The organism is Metasolibacillus meyeri (assembly GCF_003049505.1).
GTDB classification, from domain to species: domain Bacteria; phylum Bacillota; class Bacilli; order Bacillales_A; family Planococcaceae; genus Metasolibacillus; species Metasolibacillus meyeri.
In genome coordinates, this window is the sequence record NZ_PYWN01000022.1 from 1 (window position 1) to 20,779 (window position 20,779).

General features: G+C 36.0%; 27 protein-coding genes. All 27 read right to left on the minus strand.

Features of this window, described 5'->3' with window-relative positions:
• Nucleotides 1–484 (minus strand): hypothetical protein (locus C9J34_RS03030; RefSeq protein ID WP_153062602.1); only part of this gene is annotated, 484 nt, incomplete at its 3' end.
• 4 nt (nt 485–488) lie between these two features.
• On the minus strand, nt 489–1,688 hold the full coding sequence (locus C9J34_RS03035; RefSeq protein WP_107838383.1) for a hypothetical protein: 1,200 nt from the start codon (nt 1,686–1,688) through the stop codon (nt 489–491).
• Nucleotides 1,681–3,969, minus strand: a complete 2,289-nt coding sequence (locus C9J34_RS03040) for a phage tail spike protein (protein ID WP_107838384.1) — start codon at nt 3,967–3,969, stop codon at nt 1,681–1,683. The genes C9J34_RS03035 and C9J34_RS03040 overlap by 8 nt, the downstream gene beginning before the upstream one ends.
• Nucleotides 3,966–4,361: a distal tail protein Dit gene (locus C9J34_RS03045; RefSeq protein WP_107838385.1), complete on the minus strand. Its 396-nt coding sequence runs from the start codon at nt 4,359–4,361 to the stop codon at nt 3,966–3,968. The genes C9J34_RS03040 and C9J34_RS03045 overlap by 4 nt, the downstream gene beginning before the upstream one ends.
• A gap of 1 nt (nt 4,362) precedes the next feature.
• Entirely contained in the window at nt 4,363–8,667 is a 4,305-nt protein-coding gene (locus C9J34_RS03050) for a tape measure protein (RefSeq protein ID WP_107838386.1), read from the minus strand.
• Nucleotides 8,668–8,669: 2 nt separating this feature from the next.
• Nucleotides 8,670–8,816, minus strand: a complete 147-nt coding sequence (locus C9J34_RS21800) for a hypothetical protein (RefSeq protein ID WP_193768873.1) — start codon at nt 8,814–8,816, stop codon at nt 8,670–8,672.
• Nucleotides 8,817–8,818: 2 nt separating this feature from the next.
• Complete coding sequence (locus C9J34_RS03055; RefSeq protein WP_107838387.1) at nt 8,819–9,328, minus strand: hypothetical protein; 510 nt, start codon at nt 9,326–9,328, stop codon at nt 8,819–8,821.
• 84 nt (nt 9,329–9,412) lie between these two features.
• On the minus strand, nt 9,413–10,000 hold the full coding sequence (locus tag C9J34_RS03060; RefSeq protein WP_107838388.1) for a phage tail protein: 588 nt from the start codon (nt 9,998–10,000) through the stop codon (nt 9,413–9,415).
• Complete coding sequence (locus C9J34_RS03065) at nt 10,000–10,401, minus strand: hypothetical protein (protein ID WP_338016186.1); 402 nt, start codon at nt 10,399–10,401, stop codon at nt 10,000–10,002. Before C9J34_RS03065 ends, C9J34_RS03060 begins: the two co-directional genes overlap by 1 nt.
• 5 nt (nt 10,402–10,406) lie before the next feature.
• Entirely contained in the window at nt 10,407–10,808 is a 402-nt protein-coding gene (locus C9J34_RS03070) for a hypothetical protein (protein WP_153062603.1), read from the minus strand.
• Complete coding sequence (locus C9J34_RS03075) at nt 10,771–11,154, minus strand: head-tail adaptor protein (RefSeq protein WP_107838391.1); 384 nt, start codon at nt 11,152–11,154, stop codon at nt 10,771–10,773. Before C9J34_RS03075 ends, C9J34_RS03070 begins: the two co-directional genes overlap by 38 nt.
• 2 nt (nt 11,155–11,156) lie before the next feature.
• A complete protein-coding gene (locus C9J34_RS03080; RefSeq protein ID WP_107838392.1) occupies nt 11,157–11,435 on the minus strand; it encodes a phage head-tail connector protein in 279 nt (92 codons plus the stop codon).
• A gap of 2 nt (nt 11,436–11,437) precedes the next feature.
• Nucleotides 11,438–11,785 (minus strand): hypothetical protein, encoded by a 348-nt coding sequence (locus tag C9J34_RS03085; RefSeq protein ID WP_107838393.1) that lies wholly within the window; start codon nt 11,783–11,785, stop codon nt 11,438–11,440.
• Between the two features lie 18 nt (nt 11,786–11,803).
• Nucleotides 11,804–12,991 carry a phage major capsid protein gene (locus C9J34_RS03090; RefSeq protein WP_107838394.1) on the minus strand — a complete coding sequence of 396 codons (1,188 nt, stop codon included), beginning with the start codon at nt 12,989–12,991 and terminating at the stop codon, nt 11,804–11,806.
• Between the two features lie 36 nt (nt 12,992–13,027).
• The gene (locus C9J34_RS03095) at nt 13,028–13,777 is read right to left on the minus strand and encodes a head maturation protease, ClpP-related (RefSeq protein ID WP_193768874.1); all 750 of its coding nucleotides are present in this window, start codon (nt 13,775–13,777) and stop codon (nt 13,028–13,030) included.
• A 2-nt stretch (nt 13,778–13,779) separates the two neighbouring features.
• Entirely contained in the window at nt 13,780–14,925 is a 1,146-nt protein-coding gene (locus C9J34_RS03100; protein ID WP_107838396.1) for a phage portal protein, read from the minus strand.
• 11 nt (nt 14,926–14,936) lie between these two features.
• The gene (locus C9J34_RS03105) at nt 14,937–16,631 is read right to left on the minus strand and encodes a terminase TerL endonuclease subunit (protein ID WP_107838397.1); all 1,695 of its coding nucleotides are present in this window, start codon (nt 16,629–16,631) and stop codon (nt 14,937–14,939) included.
• A 1-nt stretch (nt 16,632) separates the two neighbouring features.
• A complete protein-coding gene (locus C9J34_RS03110; RefSeq protein WP_107838398.1) occupies nt 16,633–16,959 on the minus strand; it encodes a P27 family phage terminase small subunit in 327 nt (108 codons plus the stop codon).
• A 107-nt stretch (nt 16,960–17,066) separates the two neighbouring features.
• Complete coding sequence (locus C9J34_RS03115; protein ID WP_107838399.1) at nt 17,067–17,360, minus strand: hypothetical protein; 294 nt, start codon at nt 17,358–17,360, stop codon at nt 17,067–17,069.
• A complete protein-coding gene (locus tag C9J34_RS03120) occupies nt 17,350–17,610 on the minus strand; it encodes a hypothetical protein (RefSeq protein WP_107838400.1) in 261 nt (86 codons plus the stop codon). Before C9J34_RS03120 ends, C9J34_RS03115 begins: the two co-directional genes overlap by 11 nt.
• A gap of 50 nt (nt 17,611–17,660) precedes the next feature.
• Nucleotides 17,661–17,933: a hypothetical protein gene (locus C9J34_RS03125; RefSeq protein WP_107838401.1), complete on the minus strand. Its 273-nt coding sequence runs from the start codon at nt 17,931–17,933 to the stop codon at nt 17,661–17,663.
• A gap of 4 nt (nt 17,934–17,937) precedes the next feature.
• A complete protein-coding gene (locus C9J34_RS03130) occupies nt 17,938–18,306 on the minus strand; it encodes an HNH endonuclease (RefSeq protein ID WP_238600546.1) in 369 nt (122 codons plus the stop codon).
• A 135-nt stretch (nt 18,307–18,441) separates the two neighbouring features.
• Entirely contained in the window at nt 18,442–18,984 is a 543-nt protein-coding gene (locus C9J34_RS03135; RefSeq protein WP_107838402.1) for a hypothetical protein, read from the minus strand.
• A gap of 6 nt (nt 18,985–18,990) precedes the next feature.
• Entirely contained in the window at nt 18,991–19,308 is a 318-nt protein-coding gene (locus C9J34_RS03140; protein WP_107838403.1) for a nucleoside triphosphate pyrophosphohydrolase family protein, read from the minus strand.
• A gap of 20 nt (nt 19,309–19,328) precedes the next feature.
• Nucleotides 19,329–19,568 (minus strand): hypothetical protein, encoded by a 240-nt coding sequence (locus C9J34_RS03145; protein WP_107838404.1) that lies wholly within the window; start codon nt 19,566–19,568, stop codon nt 19,329–19,331.
• Nucleotides 19,569–19,600: 32 nt separating this feature from the next.
• Nucleotides 19,601–19,798, minus strand: a complete 198-nt coding sequence (locus C9J34_RS03150) for a hypothetical protein (protein ID WP_107838405.1) — start codon at nt 19,796–19,798, stop codon at nt 19,601–19,603.
• A gap of 38 nt (nt 19,799–19,836) precedes the next feature.
• Nucleotides 19,837–20,097, minus strand: coding sequence for a hypothetical protein (locus C9J34_RS03155; RefSeq protein ID WP_107838406.1), 261 nt, complete (start codon nt 20,095–20,097; stop codon nt 19,837–19,839).
• Between the last annotated feature and the right edge of the window lie 682 nt (nt 20,098–20,779).

Sequence of the window (20,779 nt, forward strand, 5' to 3'; positions counted from 1 at the left end):
CTATTTTTAGTCCATGTACACCGTTTGCGGTATACACATCTTTGTCCAAGTGTGCGGTAACTATATGTTCTAGCTCGGTCAAATCTGCATCGTCTCCTTGCAAATTTATCCCTGTGAATACCCATACACTACTTTGCTTATTCCACACATTACCATTCGACTGCAAATAATAATCTCCGTCTGCGCCCCCACCATTATCTGGTTCATTCTCGCCGAAGAACCACTTGCTACCGTCTTTTCCTTGTCCACCACCTCCCCCTCCTTCAATGGTCACTGGTACAAACTTACTTTGTATCATATCGAAATATTGTGGTATCACCCCTCCAAGCGCGTCACGTATTAGTTTTATCTTTGTAAAATCAATACTAGACGCATCACCAGTACCGCCTGTAGAGGCAATAAAAATACCCTTTCCCTCGTCGTAAATTTGAGGAATAGGGCTACCAAGTGCGTCACGTATTAACTTTTTATTATTTATGCTCATATGTTTATCTCCTTCCTGTGAGTAATGCGCCTAATTTCATCGCTTTACATTTCTTCACTTTATGAGGTAATGGAAAGCGTAATTGTGGGTAGTCACCTTCAACCCATTTCCATACGTTTTCAAAGTCCCAGCCTTGATAATTCGATTTTGTCAGCATTTGTGCTGTTGTACGAGCTATCGTAAAATCCGGATTTCCTAAAACACTTGTCCAAAATTCTGACCAACTATCTCCACTTATTGGCTCTGCATCATAGAATGGATTTCCCCAATTTGGGTTATAATTCGGGTCGCTTGGATGTGGAGAGCCTCTATAGTCCGTTCCGATTTGATTTTGCTTTTTATGATAAAGTTTATTGTCTGTTCCTCTGACAAATTGTGATGCACCGTAATAGTCAAGACCTACAATCCACCCATCATTTGTTCCATACCTCTCAACATCTACATAGCAATTTTGAGGTTGCAACTCTTGCTCATTATCCATACTAATAAGACTATTCTTAGCATATTTGGCGCTATTACTGAACATTGCTATGCTATAACAATTTTTTAATCTCGCTTCATTCCCCTGAATCACACCTACAATTCCATGTTGTTCTGCATAATCTTCCTGTGCTGCAAACATTTGTCCTTTTGTGAAACAGTTCGTTATATCTCCTTGGGGATAAGTCATTAACATTGCAACATAATCACCTGTTAACTCTGCATCTACATAACATTTGTTAATCTTTATATTTTGTTCACTCCCAGACGAAACCGCTAATCCTCCTACGCTACTATAACTATATGGTACGTATATTTTACCTTCTACACTACAATTTTCGACTATTACATAATCTGCCAACACAGATGATAGTATAGCTGCAACAATACTTGCAGTTCCCTCTATATAAGCATTTTCAATGTGTATATTAGTTAATTTAGCAGATTGGGTACACACTCCAAATAAACCTGCATAATAAATATTTGTGACCATTTTTAAATTTCTGATTTTCCAGCCACCGCCATCATAGTTTCCCATGAAAGTTGGGCTTCCAAGCATTGGATTGCCGATTGGTAACCATTCCACACCAGTTAAATCAATATGAGCATTTTGTCGATAATGATAAAAAGGATATTCCATATTTTTGATACGTACATTCATCAAATCTTCGGCAGTTTCGATAATAAATGGGTCTTTCTCCGTTCCTTTTCCTCCACTAAACATTTTCTTCCACCCCAATTCTACCAACTGCTTGTACACTTATTTTTACATTCTCATTATTGATATTGTTTTTTAACGCAATTTCAATGCCGATTATTTTTTCATCTTCTGTAATAGCTGTCCAAGTTTCTTTAATTACATGAGTGCCATCATACATTCCGATTCCTGTAACGACAGATATAAGTTTATCGTATGTGTTTTCAAACATAAATGTTGCTGCTCCTGCTGTCACAGTCTCGTACTCTAAATAATCCTGTGGCCCTAAAGGGTCTAGTGGCTCATTATCTCGCTGTGTAAATCGTACAGCGTATTGTGCACGCCTATGTTGCGATGGATTAAATTCTCCGCGCTCAACTTCTAACACTTCAATGTACATATACATAACCGCTTTGCGTGGGAACGTCCAATTTTTAATGCTGTCATATTCTCTACTGGTCGCTACACCTTTATTGTCGTAGGTTGTGATATATATTTTGTAAGTGCGATAGTCACGTTTTAGGGTAATACTTAAACCTTCTAGCTCTTCTAATTCTTCATAAAATATTTCGCATTGTATTTCATTTAATGCTGGACTTGGAGTTACCTCAAAGCCGCTTAAATTTAAGCACTCTACTGCCCCGATTTTACATGAATATAGTGGCGCAATGGGAACTTGTTCAAATTTCACGCCATAGTGTACTTGTTTATGTTGTGCTGGATCAAATTCTGCGTTTGATTTTTCTTGCACAGTCACTAGCAAGTATTCAGCATTCAATCGTGGTAGTTTCCAATTTGCTAGTTGGTCCTTTATTGCGTCATAATCATATGTTGTAGTGTTACCCTCACTATTATAAATAGTGATATAAGTTTTATAGTTGCTATATTCACGATTTAATGATAATTTGACACCTGCATTTTCTTCCATAAGGTTGTAGTTAATAGTATGCTTGAAGTCGTCTATTTCGATATTTCCGTCCTCTGTATCAACTGTTGTATTGGATGCCAATAAATTATGCCGCCCAACCTTAAACTCTCGTAACGGCTCAATATAGGCTTTGTTAAACTTAATACCATAGTCGCGCAAGTTGTGTTGAGCTGGATTATAGCTTTCTAGTGGCACTTCGCTTACAGTAACGCTAATTGCCTGCATTTTTGGCTTGGGTAGTTCCCACGTGCCTATCGAACTGGCTACATCAGATAATTGATATTCTACATAAGTATTATCTTCATACCATTCTCCAATATACACATAATAATTACTGTATTGAGATTTAACAGCGAGTGACATACTTTTTTTCTCGCCTTGTATATAGTAATTGATGTTAGCTGAAATACCATCAGGTAATACTTCGTCTTCATCCAGTTCTATACCGCTCAACTCCATACAATTGACATCACCAATTTGCCATGTGCGCAAAAAATAGTTTGCTGCTGGGTCTTCCTTTTGTTCCTTATCTTCATCTTTTTCATTTATTACATTGACTATATCGCGCATCACTTGCCCAACGTCTAATTTAGGGATTTGCTTAAACATCGGGTTATAACGTTTTGCTACAATACGCTCCAATGCATCAATAGCTAAATCTGTATCAATAATGCGCACCGTATCGCCAATATCCGCACTAGCAATAGCAACATGATAATGCCCCGACATTTTAGAAAAATCTATAATATCTACTTCGTGTGCGTACTCAATATAAAAATCATCGTTTAGTGTAATTTTTTGTGATACGCTACGCACATTCTCACCTACGCGCAACTCCAATCCTTTATTAGCTCCACGTCTGCCCCAAATATATATATTAAACTTGTTATACTCTACTTCTAAGCCATTTTGTCGTGCGAACTCTTGTATACGGCTTCTGCCGCCTTTTGCGCTTGGTCTGTAATAAAAGTAGCCTGCTACATTTGTTCCAATCGTAAATTGATTTATGCCGTCCCACATTTGTGATATGACTTGATATATGTCACCTTCATAAAATTCTTCCATTGCCTCGCCATTTTCATCAACAGGAATATACGGGGCTAGAGAAGGATTATTTAGCTTATAACTAATATGTTCTAGCGATATTTTAATAGACTTACTATTGTCGCGTTGCTTGTCTATATCAGCAATCATAAAGTAGTCATTGTCTATTTCTAACATGTTCGGATATTGCAAAAATGATGGAAAAGTATTTTCAACTATTTCAACATCAGCTATATATTGATTGTTTATTACTTCGTATATTTCCACGTTTTTTATATTACTTAGCGTACCAACAACTGTAAGCGATGGATTTAAAACATTGATAGTATAGCTCATGTCACCACCACCATATCAGGTGAACATCTAAATGTTACCCAAAATAAGCCTTCATTTACTATTTGCTCAATTGTATCAACATTTGTTAACTTAGCCATGTATGCATAAGATGGGTCATTATCAAATATTAATTGCTCTTTATTGGCTGACTTAAAATAAGGACGTATAGCGCGTAATGCATCGTAGTATGATTGCCCTTCTTGTGGTGTAATTAAAAATTGTATTCTCAATTCTATATCTGATTCACTGTTATCACCAATAACAATATCACCATTTATTTTAGGTAACTTGATATACTCGTCACAAAATTCACCAAACAAGGGGCGTTCGGTGTCCATGACCTCTAACCCCATCGTACTGCAATGAATGCCTTTAAAACTCATGTCGTTCATTTTAACGCCCCTTTCTATCTCGTTGTTGAATAGTGAATAGTTCTCTTGCAAGTTTGTGAATATCTGCTTCCTCGCGAATATTAAATGTTGCACCTTCCATCATGCGTTCGTAATTATATATATTTGTTGGTCCAGCTTGTTGCGCTCCCGATGCTGCAAATATCGCATCCCCAATACTTCCCAATACACGTTCGTTAAGTGGTAATACTGCCTCTGGTCCAGCTTCCCCTACACCTCGTAATCCTCTGCTTGTATTAAATAAAGTAGGTTTACTAAAAACAGCCCCCTTTGCGTGCCATTGTATATCAATTTTAGGTAGACCTTCTCCAAACCAATCAAGTGGATTTATACTACCCTTTAAGCTGAATTTCGGTACTTTAAGTTTCGGCCATTCAAAGTTAAATTTGAAAAATCCTTTTATTTTCTCGATGGCGTCTTTCACTGCATCACGTGCACTTTCTATTGGTGATTTAATAGCATTGTATATCTTGTCCCATGTCCCCTTAACAGTGGACCAAACGTTATCAAAAATATCTTTTGTTGCTTTTTTAATATCTTCCCAATTGTCCTTAACAAATTTAACTGCAACGCCTACGGGTGATGTTATGGCAGCAAGTATCAAATCCCAATATTTCTTCACAAAATCCCAAATTGCTGTAATCGTGTCAGAAAATATTTTTTTGATTCCTTCCCATAAATCCGAGAAAAACTTAGATATTGGCTCCCAATATTTTATAATTAGCGTTGCTGCTACCGTTATTACCGTTACTGCCATTCCGATTGGTCCAGTTAGTAGACCAAATGCAATTCGTAAAGCTGGTAGTATTTTAGTTGCTAATCCTGTAATGACAGGTCCTATCTTACTCAAAACAGATGAAAGTCCACCTGTACCGAATAATTTTTGTACAAACCCAATCACTGGCGATAAGGCAAAAAATGCTCCAGTTAACGTCCCAATTGCACCAACAACGCCTACAATTAATGAAGTTATTTCAGGGTTTTTAGCTGCAAAATTAGCAATTTGTGATATGACTGCTGCTAATACACCCATTAACGGATCTAGGGCTTCTCTAATTTGATTGATAGCATTGGCAATTTCAATATAAGGATCTTCCTCAAAACCTTCTTGAAGTTCATTTACACTTTGTTGCGTTTCTTCCATTTGTGCTAAAGCTTCGTCTGCATTCATAATCGAATTCACGATGTGTTCGCCCTGATCTTCCCACATCGTACCGAAAATTTCTGTTCCAATGGCGTTTCTTAACGTAGCATCCTCTATACTAGCTAGCCACGCCACCATGTCTTCAAATGCTTTTGAACCTTCCTCTCCACCTTCTGCTATCGCTCTCCCGAAACCTTCAAGTTGATTAAATACCGCTTGAACGGCTGCGCTATCTGGTGGATTCTTAGCTAGTTCTAATTTTTCTTTATTCATCTCTTTAAATGAATCTAATTCTGCCTTATGAGCTTCTCGTACCGCATTCATTTCATTAGACAGCCGTTCACTTAATGCGTTTTTACGTGCATTATGTTCTTCGCGCAATGACGATAATCGAGCTTGATTCACTTCACGCAAAGCATCTATTTGTGCTTTATTCGATTCACTTAATGCCTTTAGTTCCTCTTGCTTTCGTTGTTGAAAATCTTCCTTAATAACGCTGTGACGCTCTTTCATTGCGTCTTTTTCGTTATTTATTTGCTCTTTTACTTGCTCTTTACGTTCATCTGTTTCAGATTTGAGCGCGTCTTTTTGAGCATCAGAGGCTTCTTTCACGTTATCTTTTTGAGATTTCAAATTATCAATTTGATTTTTACGTTGCTCACGTGTCGCTTCCAATTGTAATTTTTCTTCAAAATCACGAATGGCTTTATCTGCTTCTTGACGTTCCGCAACTGTTTTCGCATTGCGCGCTTTTGTTGCTAGTTCTGCGCGTTTTTCAGCAGTTTCTTTCTGTTTAATCGCTTTATCTTCTGCATCTGTTTGAGCATTTAATGCATCAATTTGAGCATCTAACGCTTTCAGTTGATTGTATTTATCTTCATCAATCAACTTCATTTTTTCTAAATACTCTTTATCAATGATTTTTATTTTTTCTTCTGATAATTTTTCAAAATCACGAAGCTCTTTTTCAAGTGATTTTTCAAGCTCTTTTTGTTGCTTTTCGTAATTTTTTACAGTCGCATCATAACTAGCACTTAATGATTTTTCTAATGCTTTTTGTTGTTTTTCATAGTTTTTTGATACTGCATTAAATTCATTACTTAATTGCTTATCTAAAGCACTCTGTTGCTGTCTATGACTTTTAGCTATTGCATTTGTTCGGTTATCTAATGACTTTGATAAAGCAGCTTCTTGTTGCGCCAAGCCTTTTTGCATAGCCGATAATTGTTCGTCAGATATTTTTTCGGTTGTTCCTACAGCCTCACGTACAGCGTCCTTCATTCCAGTTGTAAGCTCAACGCCCATTTCTGCTGCTCGAACACGACCTTCTTTCAGACCATCCAGTAAGTTATCAATATTCCAACTACCACTAGCAACAGCCGCAGCCATAATGCCCTGTATCTCTTTTGCTTCAAATCCCGCGCGTTGCAATTGTTGTCCATACTCTGCAATAATATCTAACTGCTCTGGGGGAAAACCGACACGTAATAAATTATTTACTAAATCTAGTGCTGCTTGGTCTGATATTTTTAATTCTTTTCCTATTTCATTCGTCTCTTGAATTAGCTCTATAAAGTCGATGCCGTCATACGCTCGTGCTATAGCCGCAGCGCCTTTTACCACTTCGGCATTTGCCTCGTCTGTTGCATCTCGATTTAAAGCCCATTGACGTCTAACGCCTTCTAGTGCTTCCTCTGCCCCTACTCCAAATGACTGTACATCTCTCGTTACTTGTCTGATACTTTCTTTTGATTCATCAGACACAGCAAATGTTAAATCAATTTTAGTATTTAAACTGGCAGCATCTAATGATTCACTGATTGCTGTTGACATACCTATTGCTGCTGTCGCCGCGCCTGCTAGCGCCTCACCCATATCCCTTATGCTTGTTGTTGCCTCTTCTGTCTCTGCGCCTAAACGCTCTAAATCTCTTCGAATTTCTTCTATATTTGAACCATCTAAACGCGCTAAAACCTGTCTGACTTCGTTAATATCTGCGCCAGCTCCTACTGCTGATTGAGCAATGCGATCAAAAGCTCTGTTTAAATCATTTGCATTCGCTGTTCCATTTTGAATAGCGCGTGTTAAATCACTACCCAACAAATCCGTAAAATCGTTTAAAGAGCGCCCTGTTGTTTGAAACAAAGCACGTAATTGATTAAAAGCATTTTCTTGCGTTTGTACTGCTTGGCGCGTTTCCGTCATGGAGTTCGCCATTTGCTGCTGTGCAATACGCGCTTGCTGTAATTGAGCTTCTAGTTGTTGTACTTGCCTAGAGTTTTCTCCATAAGCCGCCTTTGCCGCTTGTAACTGTGCTGCTGTTTCTTGTGTTTCACGTTGCATAGCAGCATGAATCGCTTCTAAACTTCTCAATTTTGCATTTAATTTATCGGATTCAGTGGCTGTATGCCTCATTTGTTCTTGCTCTAAACGCATAGCTTGCTGTAATTGCTTGATTTCATCTGCTGTAGTACGTGTCACATTATTTAATGCACGTAACCCATTTTGTACCGTTTCAACACTCGCGCCACTATCTAGCTGCGACAAAACCTGTCGCAATTCTTGTACATTTACTGCCGAGTGTTGTGTTGTTTGAGCAATTTGATTAAACGCTCTATCTAATTGATTAGCATTGGCTGTACCCGCTTGAATAGCACGTGTCAAATCTCGTCCTAGAACGTTTGAAAAATCCTCTATAGATGTATTTGTAGCTGTAAATAAATTTTGCAATTGACGCAAAGATTTCGTTTGGTCTTCTTGTGCTTGCCTTGCTCTTTCTAAAGCTTGCTGCTTTGCTGTAATTGCATTAGCTGCTTGTTGTTCTGCGATTTGCGCACGTTTTAATAACTCTTCATAACGTTTTGCTTCAACGGAGTTTTCCCCCCATTGGTCGCGTGCACGTGCTAAAGCGGCTGCTGTTTCAGCCGTTTTCCTTTGAGTAAGTTCATATATTTTTTGCAATCCATTTAAACTAGCTTCTAACTTTTCTGATTCGGTGGAACCATGTTTCATCTGCTCTTCTTGCAACTTCATTTCTTGACGCAATTTTTTCGTTTCATCATTCATGCCCTTCACTGCATTGTTAAACTCTTGATTAAATGCTTTGAAGGTTATTCTCACTTCATTATTGTTATTGTTCGCCAAGGTTACACCTCCGCATTGCGCCATCCATCAAACGCCAGCTTGTTGTCATAGATGCGCTCTACTGTAGCAACTGGTGCGTTCCAGAATGTTTCCGCGTCAATATTTGCTAAAAGTACATAAAGTGTGTAACGGTCTTCTACGTGTTGCACTTTTAGCGGCGGTGCTTTTTTTTCTTTTGACCTGTTTGACTTGACGGTTTAGTAATTTTTTTCGTTTCTTTTTGTAAAGCCGTAGCAAACTCGTTATTGCCTGCTAAAAGACCAACGATTAAATTTGCATAAATTTTGGTCGTATCAGTTAATTGGTAATGGTACAGTTCTAAAAATTCATCAAACGTCAAACCTAAATTTTTATTAGCACCTAGTACGCCAAGATAAATTACGGACTGCATTCGTTGCTCATCCAATACCTCCATAAATTCAGATGCCTGTTTTTCCTCATCTACGCCTTCAATTTGCTCTTTAGACAATATTTCCAGCCCTTTAATTTTTAACAAATCCTCAAATAAACTCGATTCTAAAATTCCCATATCATAGCCACGTTTAATTGCCGCATTTGTTAAAAATGCTGGATGCCTTTTTGTACTAACAACTTTCTTTTCCCATCCCCCATCAACTTCCACAAATTCAACTTCGCTTAATTCCACTGTTTCGATTTTCATACAAATTCCTCCATTTGTTTTAGTCAAATAAAAAAGCACCTCATGCAAAATCTGCATAAGGCACTTCTTAAATACTTAATTTTATTAAGGCGTGGGTACTTGCTCAACCAATGCTCGATTAAACTGCGTATGCCATTGTTCCGCTATTTCTTCATCTTCTAATTCGGCTGTAATTGCTTCATAGTAAAATTGATTTTTTACATCGGCTGCTGCACTAAATGTTAGTTCGACCATCGCTAGTTCTTCCTGCGATGTATCAATATTTAGCGTCATACCTGTTGCGCTAGATGCATTAGGGAACGCGATTAATTTTGTTAATTCTTCAAAATCATCTACTACATCTGCCGTAAATACAAAATCAGAACCAATAGAATTAGCTCCATAGCTGTATACGCCATCTTTTAACTCCGCATTCGATAGTCCAAAAATGTCACGTAATACAGCCACTTCAATATGAGCACTCACTGTTACATTTAATTTTGTTGTTACCGCTTTTTCCTTTTGTACAGCACGACCACAACGTTTTGTTAACATCGTTGTTTCTGGCTCCACTGATAAACTACCAACGCAACCAAATTTCGTTCCTGTTTGTTGTACACCTCCTTTTTTAAATTGAATTGAAGCATTCTTGATATTCCATGCGTCAAACTGTTCAATAACTTGTTCTGGCATTATAAGCCCTCCCTTAATAAATTATCTAAGCCTTCGCTTAGTTCTTGTAATATTTTTGGCGTTGCTCTTTGCATCGCTCGACCACTAAAATTCTGTTCAATTAAATTACTTGGTCCCCTACCTTCATCGGGGAAAACCAAGTAGCCGAAACTACCTTTTTTATTAGCTGCTCCGCCTTTGGATTTCAAAACAAATTGTAAATGCGGTGTTTCGAATGCATACCATTTACTATGTTTAGCATGTTTACTATTTCTTTTGGAAACAGGTATTAAATTTGTCATTTCGTGCGTTGCTATTTCTAGCCCTTTCGTGTGCAAAATACGATTTATTACACTTTCAGCATCATTCGGCAGTGACTTTATTTTTTCTTCTAAACCTGTGATATCACCATATTCAATCATAGCTCTCATGTTATACACCTCTGCATCACGATAGTTCGGTTATACATAAAGATAATTCGATCAACAAAACTATCTGTATCTTTCCGTTGTAATCGTTGTTTACCTATACGCACCAATGTAAATAACTTATTTTCTGGTAGCGCTTCGACAATATCAATAATGCGTTCGTCCAAGTCAGGCAAGTTTTCAGAATAATAATAAATAGCAATATCTTGTGTGAGTGTTTTTTTATCATCATTTTTTATGAAGTCACCAGTTGCATACACAAAAAAATGATGTCCATTTTTTTTAAATCTCTCTTGTTCATCTTCGGCTATTTCATCTTCAAAAATTAGTAAATCAAATGTTTTTAATGCTGCTAGCATTTCATCAATTTGTTGATTCATTTTCTGTTTCGTTCTGCTCATACGTACCCACCTCCTGTAAAAGAAAGTATAAGTATGATTTTTCTTTATTTTTATCAACTTTTATTACGTCATACTCTATTTCATTCACAACCACTTTTAGCTTATTTTTACTAATTCCTCTTAAGTTTGGTGGATATAATGTGCGTACTTTTAAAGATAAGATGCTGTTCATCGAGTGGGCAAATGAATAATCTTCATCGCGACACGTCATTTCTTCAAAAGCCAATTTTCCAAGCGGAATGAATATTTCTCCAATCCGTTTTCCACGCTCCGAACGTTCTGTTTCCTTTTTTCCATATTGTAGAAAACCATCGTTCAGCTTATCACGAATTTTCTTGTTCGCCATTTTCACCCCTCTTTTCTCTTTTCTAACGCCACATCGAGTATTAACCTCTTTAATTCTTTGTCAAAATTTAGTTCGAACTCATCCACAGCATTGTTATAAACATATCTACACCGTTCATACAGCAATTCGGTTTCATCGTCCTCTGGACCAAAAGAAAAAGACTTACCCGTCAATCGTTTGAAGTAAGCCTTTGCTCGTTTTATAATTTTTTCTAAGTCCGTATCTTCATCATCCCACGTAATATGCAGGCGACTTTTTAAACCTGTGAGTAATTCATCCATAATTAATCACCGCTTTTCAATGCGTTTTCCGCTTTAATAGCCTCTTCTTTCCCCTTTACTTTTGAACCATCTGACAATTCATAACGCCCCGCTCCAAGATGCTTAGGAAAATCATTTTTCTCTACTCCCAAATCATTCTTACTTTCCTCGTTTTCTGCTGGTTCCTTAAATTCCGTTACATCTGCCAAAAAGATTTTTTTATATTTCGGATGTATACCCGTTAAAAAGTATACACGCTCTTCCTTTGCTTCATATCCTTCTGCTGGATATACGTCATCTGCTTTATAATGATGGTTATTGTGCTGTTCTTCGTTAAATTCATTTACAACTCTTGCTGAAATATTGTCCATATGTGTTCCCTCCCTTATTTACGGTGTTGGTATTTCGTTACCTTCATCGTTGTTTTGGTCGCTGTCAATACTTATATTAGTAATATCAAATACTGTAAATGCATCATTGTCTAATGGTTGACCATTGATTAATTGACGTGTTAAGTATAATCGTTGGTCTTCAATCATACGAACATGGTCTGACGATTCTAATGTTGCTGTTCCCGCCCCTAACCAATAGTCTTTTGGTTTACCACTAACCATTCTATTTAACGGCATTGCTGGCGTTTTGATAATTTCTAAATCTGGTACAGGGAAATTACCAAACATCCATACGCCATCGTCACGCTGTTTAACCCCGTATGCGAATAACTTATCATAGAAGTCAAATGGATTAATCATTAACACTACGCCTTGTGCATCACGTGTTCCGCCACGTGTTGATGGAGCTAGAATTTTCTTCCCTACTTCTAACGGAGTAAATGCTACCAGTTCTACAGTTGACTTTTCTGCATACACGCCGCTAACTACAGGAGCATCCATATCGCGCATCATTCCGATAGGTTGTTTATTTCCATTTCCATTTACAATGACACTTTCCAACTCTGTTGCTACTACTTCTGCGATAATTGCACGTACATAACGGTCTAACCATTCTGGACCAAGTTCGAACATCGCTTTGCACACCACTAGAAAACCACTTAATTTGTACGCTTTTGCTTCAATTGTTCTGAATCCACTGTCAACCATTTCTTGTATCTCATCGCACACATCGCCCCAATATGCCGTTGTAGCTCCTTCTTTGCGTAAAACCCATTGCGTTGTAGCTCCCAACGGAGAAAAGTTAATGCGTGATAGTAATACATGGTCCTGTGCTAAATCTTCAAATACACGCTCGTAGACAGTTGGGGGCATTAACTTTAATACTTCATCAAATGATTCTACTTCGATTGCTTGGCTGTAGAATTTACGCTCTTCGTTTGTTAATTTACGAACACCACGCGATGCTAATACTGATTCATCCCATTGCATTTCTGTTGCACGTTTTGCTTCGCGAATTGTGGTATTCATCATGTCTTCATAGTAAGCTGCATTATTCATATACTGCTCAACGATTCGTTGTGCGACTTCCGTTGCATCACCATTTTCAAATGCTAATTTTAAGCCAGCTATTTGCTCTTCCATATTGAATTTTTTTGGTTCATTATCTAAATTTTTAATTGTCATTAAAATGACCTCCTTATTTTTTCAAAATAAAAACGCCTACTCATTTGAGCCGCGCTTGAATTTATTTAATACAGTATTTTGTTGTAATGGCTGTTCTGGTTTATGTTGCATAAACTTTGCCAGCACATTATTTTTGTATTGCTCCGCATTTAATTTATTTTCTTTTGGTTGTTGGACATGTTCAGATAACTCTGTAGCAAATCCAATCGCCAACGCTTCATGTGCCGTAAACCACGTTTCATTTCTAACCATCGTTGCAATTTCATCTCGTTCAACTTTAGCTTTCAGCATATAAATATCAATTGCGCTTTGTGTCATTTTTTCTAAAACTTTAGCTTCTTTTAATAATGCGTCCTCATCTCCATAAACAAATGTAGAAACAGGATGTATCATAACCATTGAGCCAACACCCATAACCGTATTATCAGATACCATAAGCATTAAAGATGCCGCCGAACATGCAAAACCATCTACATATGTTGTTACCTGGCCAGAGTATTTAAGTAGTCGATTTGCTATTGCAATGCCTTCTGACACATCGCCCCCTGGACTATTAAGGTGAATGATTATATCGTTTCCTTTTGCATCCTCTAAAACTTGTGCTACCCGTTTTGCTGAAATTGTATCACTCCACATCGAAGAAGCAAAAATACCGTACATTGTAATTTCAGTTAGCTTTTTTTCTGCGTTATGATTCGCCTCGAAACGATATTCAATTTCTTCTAGTTGTTTCATATATGCCTCATTTTGATAATTTAAAAAATGTCTTATCAATGCATTATTCATTGTCATTCACCCCCTTTCAATGCTTGTTCAATCGTTTGGTAATTTTTAGTTATGTGTCGAATGTTTGCAATAGGTTCATCTACTTTTTCACGCCCCATTTCTTCAAATATTTCATTCAATGTGAATCCAATCGCAAATAACTTATCTAAAGCTGGTGCTATATCTGTTATGTCAGAAGCTTTAACTTTTGATGTATCAATTTTCATATATGTCCTGTTTAAATATTCCTCTTTTGTATACGCTTTTCGGTTAAATTCATCTTCCATCATTTCTGCATTTGGTTTTAGTGCAAACATAATAAAGCTTTCCACTTGCCCCTCTAAATCTGCTATATCACCTTTTAGGAGTCCTCTTGGGGTGTGAAAAGCCATTGCTACATAATTTATAATATCATCTACTAAATTACTAATATCTCTACTGTCGATTGTTAAGCCTGCTTTGGAATCTGACATATCATTAAATTCATAACCATTCTGCAATTGAAAAGCTACACTTTTTTTGTTTGGGTCAAACCAATTTTTCAATTGTGTTTCAAACATGTTATCTATTTCTTTCTGTATTTCATCATCTTGTGCTCTTAAAAAATCTCCAGTTATTAATACACGTTTATTATTCTTTAGTTTGTAATAACTTTTAGCAGCTTCAATCATTTTGCCATGTGAAGTATATAAATCATTAATAACATTTAAAATGTTTTCATCTGTTAATTTCAAGCGAATTACTTCTGATTCTTTTTTCGATTCTTTCAATGCGTAACCACTAATAACAATATCCGAATACACATTTTCTACGAAAGCATATTCTTTTACATCAAAACTATCTGCTATATAAAAATTATCATTTTCCATCACAATCAAACATTCTTTATCGTAAATAAATTTTCGAATTGCCTTATGAAAAAACGCAGTCGCATTTTGATTTTGATTAGGCTCTACATTTAATGCATAATACATATTCCCTACAAATACTTTGCCATCCTTATAGGTTTTTATTTCACACCTACTTAAAGCATTCGCTATTAAATTTACACATGTTTCAATAGCTAATTTTTTATAGTAATATTCCTCTGATAGTTCATGGTAACAATCTTTTAAACTCGTTAATTCACCATTTTTAAAAAATGACTTTACCCAACGCCATAATCCCACTTCAACACCCCCTAATAGCTATACGTCTTAATAGCACGTTTTACATTTTCTTTTGTAATAACTTTGGCAACTAATATTTCATCTGCTCTCCACATCCCAGTTACAAAACAGTCAAAACCATCTGTTTTTCTACGAATTGGCTCTTTTTTTGTATATTCTTTATTCCCATCTTTTTTTGTCACCACAAGTACGTTATTAGTGTACCAACGCATTAATGGATTATTACCAAACATAATTTGATTATTAGCAAATGCTGTTTCTATTCTTGGCGCTAATAATGCATCTGCTGCTTTCGGATTTTTAATAACTTCAATTTCAAAACCTTCATTTTCTAAAGCAGTTCGTACTAAATCTGCTCTAAAGTTATCAATAATAATTTTCTTGATTCGATATTCTTTTCGAGCCTCTACAAAATAGTGTACTATGTGCTCAATGTTAATTGTTGGCTCATCAATAACAGTAAGTAGCCCTTTTTCTTTCCATTCGCGAATAGGTGCTATTACTCGTTTTTCATCATCTTCTTTACGTTTTTTAGAGTAAGAATAAAAAATGTCCGCAAATTCCTTACGAACAAATGAATGTGTTTTAAATGCATATTTCCCTTCTGGTCTAAATAATAGCCCACATGCTGCAAAATCTCGAATACTAGCAAAATCTAAACAACCAATGCATTCATGCCCTCGTAAATCTGGTATTTCCTCTTTAGTAGCTGCCTCGATTTCTTCCCATGTTGCTACAGATGTTTGTAAGTCTGTTTCAGGGCAGTTCATACGTTTTGTCATAAATTCAGAACGATTTGAAGGGTCTTCCTCTAAGTCGTCATATTCTTCATAAATTGTTTCAAATAACCCTTGTGCATACTCACTTCTAGGTTCTGATAGCATCGGATTAGCTTTTTCCCATAGTTCTGAATTGTCAACTTCCCTTTCATCATCTAACTTACAAATAAAAGGGAATATAGCATTAATTCTAGCTTTACCAGTTAGCACATTCATTGCACGTTCTTTTAATTTGTCTAAAAATCCATCTCGAATATAGCCATCTGTTCCAATATAAAATTCTCTCGGATTCGGTTTTTTCCCTAATCCCGAAATGTGCACACGTACATCTTTATTTGTCTCAAAATAATGTATTTCATCAAATACTACTGCCCCATCTCGCAAACCATCTTTTGTATTCCCATTAGATGTCCGATAAGTAAATACACTATCAGTTAATTTCGAAATTATTCTTGTAGCTGTAGCTTTAAAATAACTACTTAAAACGCTACTTCTTTTAATTGTTTTTTCCGCCTCTTCTACGGATGTTTTCGCTTGGTCCTCCGAGTTTGCCACAACCGAAATATTGTATTCTTTTATGCCATGTAAATCACTAATCAGAAAATTACAGACCACTGTTATTAAACCGTTTTTCCCACCACCGCGCCCTAACATCCATAAAAACTTTCTATAAAAAACTCGGTCATTTTTTTTATAAAATAAAAAGATGAAAGCAATTAAGAATTTTTGATAAACATTCAATGGGAAATACCATTTTTCCCCGAATTTTATACAATCCTCAATCATTTCATCATTAAAATATAAATCGTCACGTGACAGTACATCACGTTCCAAGTATTCAATTAATAATTCACGTTCTTTGTTAAATTTAATTTTTCCTTCTCGGTAAAGTTTAATATATTCTTCTACGTATTTTTGTTTCAGCATATTAAGTTAAATCAGCTTTACTGTTGCTGTTGCCACTGTTTACATTTTGTATATTCAGTGGTTTATCTATACCTAAATCTTTACCGAGCGCAATGATTGACGCATTAATTTTATTCTTTTCTGCGATTGCTGGGTTGGGTTTCGTGAATTTTTGTGAACCATTTTCAGTCGTAATCATTACACCAAATTCAGTAATTGCTTCATCCAGCATATAGTATATTTCCACTAAATTTATATAGCGCTCCACTTTCTCAATTTCTACATTACTATCTTTGTTCGCTATCTTCATTAGTTCTTTTTTGATAGCATTTAATTTCCTTTTATTCATTCCCCCACCCCCCTTACGCGAGAAAAGACAAAAAAACTTGCGAGTACATAACCCCTCCCGTTGAACAGTCCCCTAAATAAAAGTCGAATTTTTTTAAGGGGGGGTGTCTATTTTATATATTTCAAATGCTTGTCTGCGTAATCAATGATGTAAAATATTTCTTCGTTCGTTATTCGCAACACTTTGATTGTTAGAGCTAATTTTCTTTCCTCTATCAATTGTCCACGTACTTTGTCTACAGTCATATGCTTGCACTTACGAGTGTTTACACAGTCACGTATCTGTTTGTAACGCCAATATGCATACTTATTAAAAGCGTTGAGCATGTCACGCTCACCTTTTGTAATTGAAGCATTTATTTCATCTGTATCAAATGACCATCCACCATTTTTAATAAGCATTCTTAACCTCTGTATCTGGCACTCTACCAAACTCTACATTCCACGCACCTTTTGTGATTTTCTTTATTTGTTCTGGGAAAGCAGCACATAAATTCCTGTCAATATATACGTACCTTAATGCATCTAAATTACGTGAACGAATACTTTTAAACGCAACTTTTTTATATTTCTTTTTTAATTCTCTAGCCGTTTTAATATCTGCAACAAATATTGTCATCCTATCTAGCTCTAACGCTTCATTGAAGGTCATTCCATTACCACCTTTCTATTACATTTGAAAGCAATGACCATATGCCTTAATCAATAATCGTTCACAATCTCTGTATCTGGCACATTACCATAAATCACCTTTGCTTTTACTGCTCGCTCCATCCGCTCTAACATATCGTAATTATCAAAGTAAAGTTTTTGATCCACATATAATTTTGTTAGCCCGTAAAGTTTTTCTGACATCATGCCAATACCAATGCTTTTAAATATATCTTTTTTATATTTTTTCCTTAGCTCGTATGCTATTTGTGCATTCGCTACAAGAATTGTGTATTCTTGCTCTACAGCTTCCTCAAAGGTCATTTTGTTACCACCTTTCATCATTTGTGAATTTATTTGTTTGTCCATATCGCTTTATCATTTCGTCTTTGCCATCTGCCTTGTTGTGACAATCGACGCATAAATATTCTAAGTTATCTAATACAAGTGCTAAGTGCGGATGTGTCTTAACAGGCTTTATATGATTGACGTCCATTTTTGTTGGTTTACCACGCTCGTTGATTGTATTGCGTGTAGTTACATTTCCAAGCTTTTTACAATGCTGACACTCTGCATTGTCACGCTTTATAGCTTTCTTACGTAACGCTCTCCATTCTTTGCTTTTATAAAACTTCATTAGTTCGCCATCAGCGATAAATTGAAGTAACTGTTGGTTACGTTCTGTTGTAGTATGCATTTCTTTCATCCTTTCAAATGCATAATAAAAGGAACTATCCAAAATAAATGGATAGCTCCTATGCATTCATGAAATTCCTACACTATCATTATAGCATGAAATGTATGCCCTATTGTTGCCCCAAAAACGCCCTAGCTATTCTAGCTTTATACCATAAATGCCGAACAACAAAATAGCTAACCTCTCTGCAACATTGTTAATTATTTTGTATACACTGCGCTTATTAATACTATAACGCTCTGCAACTATGTCACTTTTCTTTTTTTCGAAATAATACATTTTAACTATTTCAAAATCTCGTGCATTATTTTCTTGTTTATAAATATATTCTAATGTGTCCAATGCTCTATCAAGGTACTGTATCATTGCTATTGTAGTTTGCGATGTTTGTTTGATTGATTTTACAATGTCCCCACCAAACTCTATTAAATTTATAATATTTTCTTTTTCTGAAATCATTAACTTAGGAACAGATACTTTCGCTTTATAATCTACTTTTTCTACATAAGTTTTTAGTTCGTCATAATGCTTCAGTAGTAACTTTGCATTGTATAGACGTTTGTTATATTCACGCGCATTTACATTAGCTTTTGTTTCTTCATATGTTTTAATTGCTTGCTGTGCTGCTATTTGAGATACTCTGTCAATAGTTTGTTGCTCTAAAAGTTCTTGTTCCATTGTTTATCACTCCTTACGGTTAATACTTGCTTCTCTGTTAAATCCAGTCGGATAACGCTTTTTAAGCTTGTCTATGTTGGCTTGCGCTATATCATTTAACTCTAAGCCTGCCAACCGCGCAATGTTTGCTAAGTACCACAATACATCCCCTAGCTCTTTCTTCACTTCTACATTATTTATGGTATGTCCATGAAATATTGCTTTTTTAATTAAATCAGCAACCTCCCCAGCTTCTCCTGCAATGCCTAATCCATAGTTTACTAGCTCGCCTTCATGTTCATTTGCTGTTCTTGCAGCTAATTCTTGATATTCGTTAAAATTCATTTTATTTTTTCTCTCCTTTTTCATTTTCTTGGAATTAGTGGTTTTGATGGTCTTAAATTTTTCGGCATTTTTCTATATATTAATAGTGCTAATGTTTTTTCACTTGAATTTAAATCAGCATAAAACCTTCGTTCAACTCTTTTTAGCGTCCATGCACTCGGTTTTACTTTAATTGCTTTACTAGCAGCGTCCCTCGCTCTTCTTAATTTGCGCAAACTTTTATAACGTGCTTTTCGTTCATACTTAATTAATGTATTCAAAATATCACCTCGTTCGGTCATTGTGTTTAGTGCTAGATAATATTGATTTTCGCTCTAAAATTTTGCCAAGCCTGTTCATCTAAGCTCAAGGCTGGCGAATCCAATTTCATTATTGATTCCGCTTGCAACTCATAACGATTATTGCATTTTAAACATCTAAAACGCTCAATTCCCTTGCTGACGTGATGAAAATAACAGTGAAATTCGGTTGAACCACATTCACATTTCATTACTGACGCCCCCTTCGTATAATGGTTCGAATGTTAACTTATTTTATTTGGACCCCATGTTGCTTATAATGATTTAGTGCATTCTCATGGGCATATCTAGCTGATGACCAAGCAATTTTTTTAATAGTTTCACTGTGGTCTTTTGCAAAATAAGCAAATCCCATTGAGTCACACGCATAGCGATATTGCCCATCTTCCGAATTATGTGAAGAACAATTTTCGTCTGGACAAATTGGCGCTGACGGATATTGCTCCCAGTAATAAAGCCCACAGTTGGCACAAAAATATTCTCTTTGCATGTTAATACTCCTTTCTTCACCAAATTGACATTATGTTTAATAGCCTTTCGCTACCAAAATATCTAATTCTTCTTTTAGATTGTTACAACAATCTTTCATGGTATAGCTCATATAAAACTTTCCATGTTTATTTTTATACGCTTCAATCACATCTTGAACTTGATATGAGTAGCCCATCGTTTTTATAAAATTTTCAACTTTTTCGTATGGTGATGGGAGCTTTTTTACAAATATCGTGAAATAAAACGTCAAAACATTGATATACCAACGCTTTGTTATATATCCGTTCCTGGCTTAAAGCTCCTTACCACAGTCACGGCAAATAGTGATTGTTTCATCTGTCCCACTAATAGAAATCGTTTCATTGTTTTCATGCTTACATGCCATCATTAACAGCTCCTTTCTTCACCAAATGGTCATTGTGCTTAACATTAGAGTATCTAATCCTGCGTACCTTTTCCTGTATTTCATTTAAAGTGTTAACAATAATCCAACCACTAGAATAAGATGGGCATAACACAATATTAGCGAAAGGATGAAAATACTTGAAAAGTGATGACTGTATTCCTGCTGAATCTTCTAGCAGTTTATGTCTACCTAGTAAGTCGATTAGACAAAAGACAATAATAGCTGTCCCCATTGATGAGGTGTTGCCTTCTAAAGAATTATCAGCCTATGGATA

What these genes read in the sequence shown, in the direction of transcription:
- C9J34_RS03035 (WP_107838383.1), bottom strand. Translation starts at nt 1,688, where the DNA reads ATGTTTAGTGGAGGAAAAGGAACGGAGAAAGACCCATTTATTATCGAA.
- C9J34_RS03040 (WP_107838384.1), bottom strand. Translation starts at nt 3,969, where the DNA reads ATGAGCTATACTATCAATGTTTTAAATCCATCGCTTACAGTTGTTGGT.
- C9J34_RS03045 (WP_107838385.1), bottom strand. Translation starts at nt 4,361, where the DNA reads ATGAACGACATGAGTTTTAAAGGCATTCATTGCAGTACGATGGGGTTA.
- C9J34_RS03055 (WP_107838387.1), bottom strand. Translation starts at nt 9,328, where the DNA reads ATGAAAATCGAAACAGTGGAATTAAGCGAAGTTGAATTTGTGGAAGTT.
- C9J34_RS03060 (WP_107838388.1), bottom strand. Translation starts at nt 10,000, where the DNA reads ATGCCAGAACAAGTTATTGAACAGTTTGACGCATGGAATATCAAGAAT.
- C9J34_RS03065 (WP_338016186.1), bottom strand. Translation starts at nt 10,401, where the DNA reads ATGATTGAATATGGTGATATCACAGGTTTAGAAGAAAAAATAAAGTCA.
- C9J34_RS03070 (WP_153062603.1), bottom strand. Translation starts at nt 10,808, where the DNA reads ATGAGCAGAACGAAACAGAAAATGAATCAACAAATTGATGAAATGCTA.
- C9J34_RS03075 (WP_107838391.1), bottom strand. Translation starts at nt 11,154, where the DNA reads ATGGCGAACAAGAAAATTCGTGATAAGCTGAACGATGGTTTTCTACAA.
- C9J34_RS03080 (WP_107838392.1), bottom strand. Translation starts at nt 11,435, where the DNA reads ATGGATGAATTACTCACAGGTTTAAAAAGTCGCCTGCATATTACGTGG.
- C9J34_RS03085 (WP_107838393.1), bottom strand. Translation starts at nt 11,785, where the DNA reads ATGGACAATATTTCAGCAAGAGTTGTAAATGAATTTAACGAAGAACAG.
- C9J34_RS03090 (WP_107838394.1), bottom strand. Translation starts at nt 12,991, where the DNA reads ATGACAATTAAAAATTTAGATAATGAACCAAAAAAATTCAATATGGAA.
- C9J34_RS03095 (WP_193768874.1), bottom strand. Translation starts at nt 13,777, where the DNA reads ATGAATAATGCATTGATAAGACATTTTTTAAATTATCAAAATGAGGCA.
- C9J34_RS03105 (WP_107838397.1), bottom strand. Translation starts at nt 16,631, where the DNA reads ATGCTGAAACAAAAATACGTAGAAGAATATATTAAACTTTACCGAGAA.
- C9J34_RS03110 (WP_107838398.1), bottom strand. Translation starts at nt 16,959, where the DNA reads ATGAATAAAAGGAAATTAAATGCTATCAAAAAAGAACTAATGAAGATA.
- C9J34_RS03115 (WP_107838399.1), bottom strand. Translation starts at nt 17,360, where the DNA reads ATGCTTATTAAAAATGGTGGATGGTCATTTGATACAGATGAAATAAAT.
- C9J34_RS03120 (WP_107838400.1), bottom strand. Translation starts at nt 17,610, where the DNA reads ATGACCTTCAATGAAGCGTTAGAGCTAGATAGGATGACAATATTTGTT.
- C9J34_RS03125 (WP_107838401.1), bottom strand. Translation starts at nt 17,933, where the DNA reads ATGACCTTTGAGGAAGCTGTAGAGCAAGAATACACAATTCTTGTAGCG.
- C9J34_RS03130 (WP_238600546.1), bottom strand. Translation starts at nt 18,306, where the DNA reads ATGCATACTACAACAGAACGTAACCAACAGTTACTTCAATTTATCGCT.
- C9J34_RS03135 (WP_107838402.1), bottom strand. Translation starts at nt 18,984, where the DNA reads ATGGAACAAGAACTTTTAGAGCAACAAACTATTGACAGAGTATCTCAA.
- C9J34_RS03140 (WP_107838403.1), bottom strand. Translation starts at nt 19,308, where the DNA reads ATGAATTTTAACGAATATCAAGAATTAGCTGCAAGAACAGCAAATGAA.
- C9J34_RS03150 (WP_107838405.1), bottom strand. Translation starts at nt 19,798, where the DNA reads ATGAAATGTGAATGTGGTTCAACCGAATTTCACTGTTATTTTCATCAC.
- C9J34_RS03155 (WP_107838406.1), bottom strand. Translation starts at nt 20,097, where the DNA reads ATGCAAAGAGAATATTTTTGTGCCAACTGTGGGCTTTATTACTGGGAG.